Annotated in this window: 1 protein-coding gene; it reads right to left on the minus strand. The window is 74.4% G+C overall.

What is annotated here, in order from left to right:
• Positions 1–246, minus strand: a 246-nt coding sequence (locus D6B71_RS22895; RefSeq protein ID WP_206051815.1) for a hypothetical protein, incomplete at both ends; no start/stop codon positions are given.

The raw sequence follows: 246 nt of genomic DNA on the forward strand, positions 1-246 counted from the left end.
GGCGAGCACGGTGCGGGTGGAGTGGACGTGGACACCACGCGCGATCGAGAGCTCGAACACCGCTACGTCGACCAGCTCGGGGGAGCCCTCACCGCCAGGACGGACCAGCCGCGGCGCCCCGTCGGGACGCCGGCCCTTCCACTCGACCGGGTCCGGAGGCAGCACGCCGTGCAGGTCGGCCCAGGCCAGACACAGCTCGAGGTCCTCGACCAGCACCGCCCGCCGCCGCACCACCGCGTCTTCGGC

It is taken from the genome of Nocardioides ferulae, from assembly GCF_003660455.1.
GTDB lineage: Bacteria > Actinomycetota > Actinomycetes > Propionibacteriales > Nocardioidaceae > Nocardioides > Nocardioides ferulae.